This is a genomic window from Prevotella sp. P2-180 (genome assembly GCF_002251435.1).
Lineage (GTDB): Bacteria > Bacteroidota > Bacteroidia > Bacteroidales > Bacteroidaceae > Prevotella.
The window spans coordinates 138,636-144,635 of sequence record NZ_NPJI01000082.1 but is presented as its reverse complement, the minus strand read 5'-3'; the positions used below and the strand labels follow the sequence as shown (position 1 = coordinate 144,635).

7 protein-coding genes are annotated in these 6,000 nt (G+C 42.6%); 2 read left to right on the top strand and 5 right to left on the bottom strand.

Annotated features, from left to right (window positions below; genetic code table 11):
• Window positions 1-876 precede the first annotated feature (876 nt).
• Together CIK98_RS11930 and CIK98_RS11925 are read left to right on the top strand one after the other, a co-directional pair.
• Complete coding sequence (locus CIK98_RS11930; RefSeq protein ID WP_094384501.1) at window positions 877-1,194, top strand: nucleotidyltransferase domain-containing protein; 318 nt, start codon at window positions 877-879, stop codon at window positions 1,192-1,194.
• On the top strand, window positions 1,191-1,589 hold the full coding sequence (locus CIK98_RS11925; RefSeq protein ID WP_094384499.1) for a HEPN domain-containing protein: 399 nt from the start codon (window positions 1,191-1,193) through the stop codon (window positions 1,587-1,589). Before CIK98_RS11930 ends, CIK98_RS11925 begins: the two co-directional genes overlap by 4 nt.
• Window positions 1,590-2,151: 562 nt before the next feature.
• Here the strand turns inward: CIK98_RS11925 and CIK98_RS11915 are convergent.
• The 5 genes from CIK98_RS11915 to CIK98_RS11895 form a co-directional block, all read right to left on the bottom strand.
• The gene (locus tag CIK98_RS11915) at window positions 2,152-2,601 is read right to left on the bottom strand and encodes a hypothetical protein (protein WP_094384495.1); all 450 of its coding nucleotides are present in this window, start codon (window positions 2,599-2,601) and stop codon (window positions 2,152-2,154) included.
• 545 nt (window positions 2,602-3,146) lie between these two features.
• Entirely contained in the window at window positions 3,147-3,488 is a 342-nt protein-coding gene (locus CIK98_RS11910; protein WP_141210528.1) for a type II toxin-antitoxin system PemK/MazF family toxin, read from the bottom strand.
• Window positions 3,485-3,757, bottom strand: coding sequence for a hypothetical protein (locus tag CIK98_RS11905; protein WP_094384491.1), 273 nt, complete (start codon window positions 3,755-3,757; stop codon window positions 3,485-3,487). Before CIK98_RS11905 ends, CIK98_RS11910 begins: the two co-directional genes overlap by 4 nt.
• A 230-nt stretch (window positions 3,758-3,987) precedes the next feature.
• A complete protein-coding gene (locus CIK98_RS11900) occupies window positions 3,988-5,289 on the bottom strand; it encodes a nucleobase:cation symporter-2 family protein (RefSeq protein WP_094384489.1) in 1,302 nt (433 codons plus the stop codon).
• 2 nt (window positions 5,290-5,291) lie between these two features.
• A complete protein-coding gene (locus CIK98_RS11895) occupies window positions 5,292-5,870 on the bottom strand; it encodes a xanthine phosphoribosyltransferase (protein ID WP_094384488.1) in 579 nt (192 codons plus the stop codon).
• Window positions 5,871-6,000: the final 130 nt, after the last annotated feature.

Sequence of the window (6,000 nt, the reverse complement as noted above, 5' to 3'; positions counted from 1 at the left end):
CGTGGTGGGGTAAGGGGAATTTATGCGTCTTTGTGGCGATTTTTGCTGCGTTGCGCCCTCTTTTGCCGCAGTGCCGCTACCTTTTTGACCTCTGTGTCATCTTATGAGGGCGGTTGCGGATTTGAGGTCTAATGCAAAATTTCAATCATTAGATGATTTTTTGATGGAATGTTGATATTTTGATATATGTTGTTATGGAAGTGATGATAAGTGTATCTGAAGAATTCAAGATACAATTCAAAAACTGTCGAAAAGATACAAGTCTCTAAAATCAGACATTCAAGAGCTTAGTGATGAACTGAAAGCAAACCCCGATTTAGGAACCGAGTTATTTCATAATGTCCGAAAAATAAGATTATCCATCAAATCTAAAGGTAAAGGAAAGAGAGGCGGAGCCAGAATCATAACATACAAATGCAATTATCATGACAATGGCAAATGCGAAATATCATTATTGACAATTTATGACAAAAGTGAAATATCCAGTGTTTCTGACAAATATATCAAATATCTAATAAATCTATTTATGTCCAAAAGATAGGAACTACAAGCCGCGTCATTTCGTGTATGACAAAGCGGTAATTCATACAATTAAGAACTCAAAGCAAAGCCCCCGATGCGCGATGCACCGGGGGCTCTCAATTACCCTCCGCAAACTTAGACATAAGAAAGACACCGTCCACAATTAACATCTTGGGTTCACTTCAAACCTGTCCCTCTGACCCTCTCTGACCCTACTTGCAAAAGTTAATACATTACAAGTGAAAGAGCAACATTCTGGCGCACTTTTCCAAGAAAAAGAGTTATTTTCCGCAAATTCTTTTGCCGTTTCGCGATTAATGAGTATATTTGCAGCGGATAAAACAAGATTCGAGTATGGCAAGCAATGAATATATCATAGATAGCATCAGGAAAGTGGCAAGAGATACATTGCCGCCAAAGTCTTCATTGCTTCTATTCGGGTCGAGGGCACGCCATGAGGAAAAGGCGAATAGCGACTGGGATATTCTTATCCTGTTAGACAAGCCTCAACTAACATCTGAAGACTATGAATACGCATATCCCTTCAGGGTTTTGGGGTGGGATATGAATGAAGAAATCAATCCGCAAGTGTATTCTAAAAAAGAATGGGAGGGTTACTCATATACCCCATTCTATATGAATGTTGAACAAGATAAAATGGTGCTGATATGAGTCTTAGTGACGAAGAAAGAAGAACTATGGTGGAACATGAACTCAATAAAGCCCATAAGACAATGGAGCAAGTTTATGTTTTGGCTAACAATGAGTTTTGGGACGGAGCTGCCAATCGTTTGTATTATGCAGCTTTCCATGCTGTATGTGCCCTTCTAATATATGACGGTATAAGCGTCCATACTCACCATGGGGTTAATTCTATGCTTTACATGCAATATGTGAAGACGGGCAAACTGTCTGCAGGATTGGCAAAACTTTTCTCATCACTGCAAACTATGAGGGAGAAAAGCGACTACAACTGCTCCTTCAATGCTTCAAAAGAAATCATCGAACCATTAATAGAACCGACAAACAATTTGATTCGGCAAATAACACTGTTAATTGGCGAGTAGAAATTTATACTGGCTGAAGGTGAAGATTGGGCGAAGGTTGAAGGATGAATGTACTGATTCATTTTTTATGGGGATAATAAAGCAGATAATAGGCAAAAAAGAATCAATATACTATCATCTGCCGGCGGGTCATAGGGACAGGTTCTTCGACCCTAAAGAGTGAACCATGAACCAATGTACATGTCCCCATGACCCGAGCGTATTCGTAAATACAATCACTGGCAAGGTCTATTTCATCATTCCAATAGACACACGTTCTGCTACTGTCAAGTTGTGCTTGACAGAACAATCCATAAAAAGTAAGCGTTTTAAAAAAGACACCATTCACGATTATCGTTGTGAACGGTGTCTGTCACTTGTTCAACAATGCCTATTCAAGATCTTTCATAAAACTTCTTGAACATCATCATATAGGAGTGGTTTTTTGATATATGCCTTGAGCTTTATCTGGTAGATGGCGTTAATCAAAAGCGACCTCGTATGCGAAACAAAGACTTCGGCACATTCCATACCACAATGATTTCATAACAGAATAAGGATTATAGATGGTTAGGCAAAACACTTATTTCCAACGTAAATAAGTCTTCCAAGAAGGTTTTGAATCGATTATCCATTCACCTCCATCATCATTATATTTAGTCTGTCGCAATTGCAAGACATCTTCTGAAACCACTACATCGCAAACATATACTGAATAACCATCCGAATAGAATTCTTTCATTGTTAAAATACCATCCTTGACATTATACTCAAACTCATACGGATCATTCGGATGTTCAATGATTGCTTGAGGATATTCAGGGTCATAACCTGGCTCACCCGATAGGCTGATGTATCTACCTGTGCCATTTGTCCTGAATTGATAGTAAATACCATCCTTGCTAATCCATTCACCCACAATACTTTTTGATGTTTCCTTTTGTTCATCACTATCATCACTTGAACATGATGATATAACAAAGCAACATACTAAAACAACTGGCAAAAATGCCCAATAAAGATTTTTTCTCATAATAAATAGTAAATTAAATAAAAAATTATGTATTAATATCTTTATAATAATACACTCAACTATCAATCACGCCGAGACACAATAATGGCGCGATGCACCTTATTGCGTTCAGCTTTGAGGTAGCGTAGGAAGGAAACCTCAGACTATTCATAAGAATGCATCACGCCTATTGCGTGATTGCATTGCTAAAAGAATAGTCAGAGGCATCCATATATCTACAGACACCCTGTCACATATTATTCTTGTTACGTTATATCCATGAAAGTTTCCTACGCTTTTGGCTGAACGCGAATAATAGCGAATGCTTTTGTTTACCCACAATGTTATTGGAAATCATTGGAAGGAGCCATTGGCTCACCGGAATGAAACCCGCACCAAAGATACGAATAATATACGAAAAGAGAAAACTTTTAGAGGATAATTTTCTCAGAAGAGCATAATTTTAACACTTCCCCTTTGATAATTCATAAAAAAGCAGTATATTTGCAGCGAAATATATAGAATATTCATAATAATGATTTCATTAGTGTCTCGCACTTTCATTACTATCCAAAAATAGAATTGACAATCTTGTCTATTATTTTGTCAAAATATCGTTCCTTGATGAAACAATTCTTTTGACTAATAACCTCTTCAACCCTATAAATCCCCAAAATATGGGTGATAAAATATGATTGCTTCGGCATTGGTTTGCTGAGCCATTCGTTTTCTATCCTTATTGTATATTCCGGGTGATGGTTCTTTGATGAAATAAGCAAGACATAAATCATACCATCTTCAACTTCTTGAAGTTCATCTGACGAAACGACTAAACCAGGATGAACCAAAACTCTGCCATCGGGCATGGTAAATGGGACTTCCACAATCTCCCTCTGTCTTACTTTCATAACCATTTTTCAATACTTTGGGGAACAGGTCGCGAATGAATCAATCCTTTGAATTGCTCGTCCGTTAAGGGAGCATAATCATTCATGTCGAGAGAGGGGAAACCACTAAGTTCTGCTTCGAGTTCCTCGTCAGACTTTCCACCACGACGATGTCTGACTTGAACACCAGAAATGTCTTCATACAAATGGTCGGCTAACCATTTCTTGTTGCTTACGCTCAACGAAGACAACATATTGTATATGTTTTCAATAGTCAATGTCGTGTTCATACATTTATATATTTAATTCTTTCGGAGGCAAAATTACAAATTAAATATCAAACCACCAAACTATTTTTGATTTTTCTTGTTTTTTTTCGGGTCAAGAGAATCACTGGGGGCAGGTTCATCGGCCCGGGCGGGACAGGGGACAGGTCAGTGTCCTACCCATTTTTCTCAGGCTACGGGCGAGACGAGGCTTTTCCGCAGGACACTGACTTGTCCCCTGTACCGTTTATGGTTTATTCTTCTTTTTCTTCCTTCTCCTTTGGCAACACGAGGTTAAGGACAATGGCGATTAGGAAGACTAGGGCTACACTGTTTTGGGCGAAGACGGTGCGGACGAGTTGGGGGAAGATGTCGAAGATGGCTGGCACGGAGGTGAAGCCGAGGCCAATGGCAAGCGAGAGACTGACGATGACCATGTTGCGCTGGGAGAAACCGCAACGAGCCATCATGCCAAAACTGGCAAAGACAATGCTTCCGAACATCATTATAGTGCAGCCGCCGAGAACGGCTTGCGGAATGGTGGCAAGAATGGCGCCAATGGCTGGCACAAAGCCGCTGAGAATAAGGACAACGGCTCCTGTGGCAATGGCAAAGCGGTTGACAACCCTGGTGAGGGCGGCAAGTCCTACGTTCTGCGAGAACGAGGTGATTGGCGTGCAGCCGAAGAGTCCCGCAATGGTGCTGACGAAACCGTCGCAAGCCACCGAAGCTCCCATCTCCTTTTTGTGGACATTGCGTCCGAGTGCGCCTGAGCAGATTGCCGATGTGTCGCCGATGGTCTCAGTGGCGGAGACGAGATAGACGCAGACTATGGCAAGAATGGCGTCGAGACGGAACTCAGGAGTGAAGGGAAGGAAACGAGGGAGCGAGAAGGCAGGAATGCCGTTCAACGCGTCGAAACTGACCATTCCCATACAGAGAGCAACTATGTAGCCAATGACCAAACCGATGAGGATGGAGAGCGAACGGACTATGCCTTTGCCAAAGACGAAGGCAAGCAGACATGCCAAGAGCGTGATGGAGCCTACTGTCCAGTTGGCGGCGCTGCCGAAGTCGGTTGCCCCTTGTCCGCCGCCGAAGCTGTTGGTGCCTATGGGCAGCAGCGAGATACCGATAGCCGCCACCACTGTTGCCGCCACGACGTGGGGAATGAGTTTTGTCCATTTGTTAGGGAAGAGTCCGAGACAGCCTTCCACAATGCCACCAACGATTACAGCTCCCATCAGTGTGCCCATGCCTTGGGTTGTGGCAATGATGATGGCGAGGGAAAGGAAGGTGAAGGAGATGCCCATGACGATGGGAAGGCGTGAACCTATGCGCCAAATGGGATAGAGCTGTATGAGTGTGCCGATGCCGGCGATGACCATACAGTTTTGTATCAGTGCGACACTTATCCCCTTGTCGATGCCAACGACAGTGGAGAGAATAATAATAGGTGTGATGTTGGCAACGAACATTGCCAAAATGTGTTGAAGACCGAAAGGCAACGCCTTTGCTATGGACACACGACCGTCGAGTTCGTAAATGCTGTTCATGATTAACTGAAAAATTCTATTTTCTGTGTCTCATAGTCCATTGAGTTCAGTATGGCGATGGACTCAAGATGGTAGCCGGCTTCGCGCAGTATTCGTCCGCCTTGCTGCTGGCCTTTCTCAATGGCTATGCCGATGCCAACGACTTCGCCGCCTGCCTGATGGACGATGTCGATGAGGGCTTGGGCAGCCTGTCCGTCGGCAAGGAAGTCATCGACAATAAGCACCTTGTCGGTGGCGTTGAGATAGGGACGTGAGACGAAGACGTTGTTCATTCGCTTGTGGGTGAAGGAATAGGCTTGGGAAACGTACTTGTCGTCGGTGCTGTTTGCCGTCTCGCCTTTCTTTGCGAAAACCACGGGCACGTCGTAGAGGTCGCCGAGCAGTGTGGCAATGGCAATGCCGCTTGCCTCGATGGTGAGGATTTTGTTCACCTCTTTGCCGCGGAACCTACGTTTGAACTCATAAGCTATCTGTCGAATGATATCGACGTCTATCTGATGGTTGAGGAAGTTGTCAACCTTTAGGATGTTACCTTTCTTGATAACACCGTCTTCAATGATTTTTTCTTCGAGGAAATTCATAAGTTGTATTTTAGTATTTGTGCAAAGGTAATGCTTTTTTTATAAAAAAAGGTAAAATGAGGATAAAAAAAGTTTGTAGATAGGCTTTTTATACGTAACTTTGCAGTAATTTTTCCAATAAACGAACATA

Bases quoted from the DNA above. Each gene is read 5' to 3' on its own strand.
- CIK98_RS11905 (WP_094384491.1), bottom strand. From the start codon at position 3,757: ATGAACACGACATTGACTATTGAAAACATATACAATATGTTGTCTTCG.
- CIK98_RS11895 (WP_094384488.1), bottom strand. From the start codon at position 5,870: ATGAATTTCCTCGAAGAAAAAATCATTGAAGACGGTGTTATCAAGAAA.
- CIK98_RS11930 (WP_094384501.1), top strand. From the start codon at position 877: ATGGCAAGCAATGAATATATCATAGATAGCATCAGGAAAGTGGCAAGA.
- CIK98_RS11900 (WP_094384489.1), bottom strand. From the start codon at position 5,289: ATGAACAGCATTTACGAACTCGACGGTCGTGTGTCCATAGCAAAGGCG.
- CIK98_RS11910 (WP_141210528.1), bottom strand. From the start codon at position 3,488: ATGAAAGTAAGACAGAGGGAGATTGTGGAAGTCCCATTTACCATGCCC.
- CIK98_RS11915 (WP_094384495.1), bottom strand. From the start codon at position 2,601: ATGAGAAAAAATCTTTATTGGGCATTTTTGCCAGTTGTTTTAGTATGT.
- CIK98_RS11925 (WP_094384499.1), top strand. From the start codon at position 1,191: ATGAGTCTTAGTGACGAAGAAAGAAGAACTATGGTGGAACATGAACTC.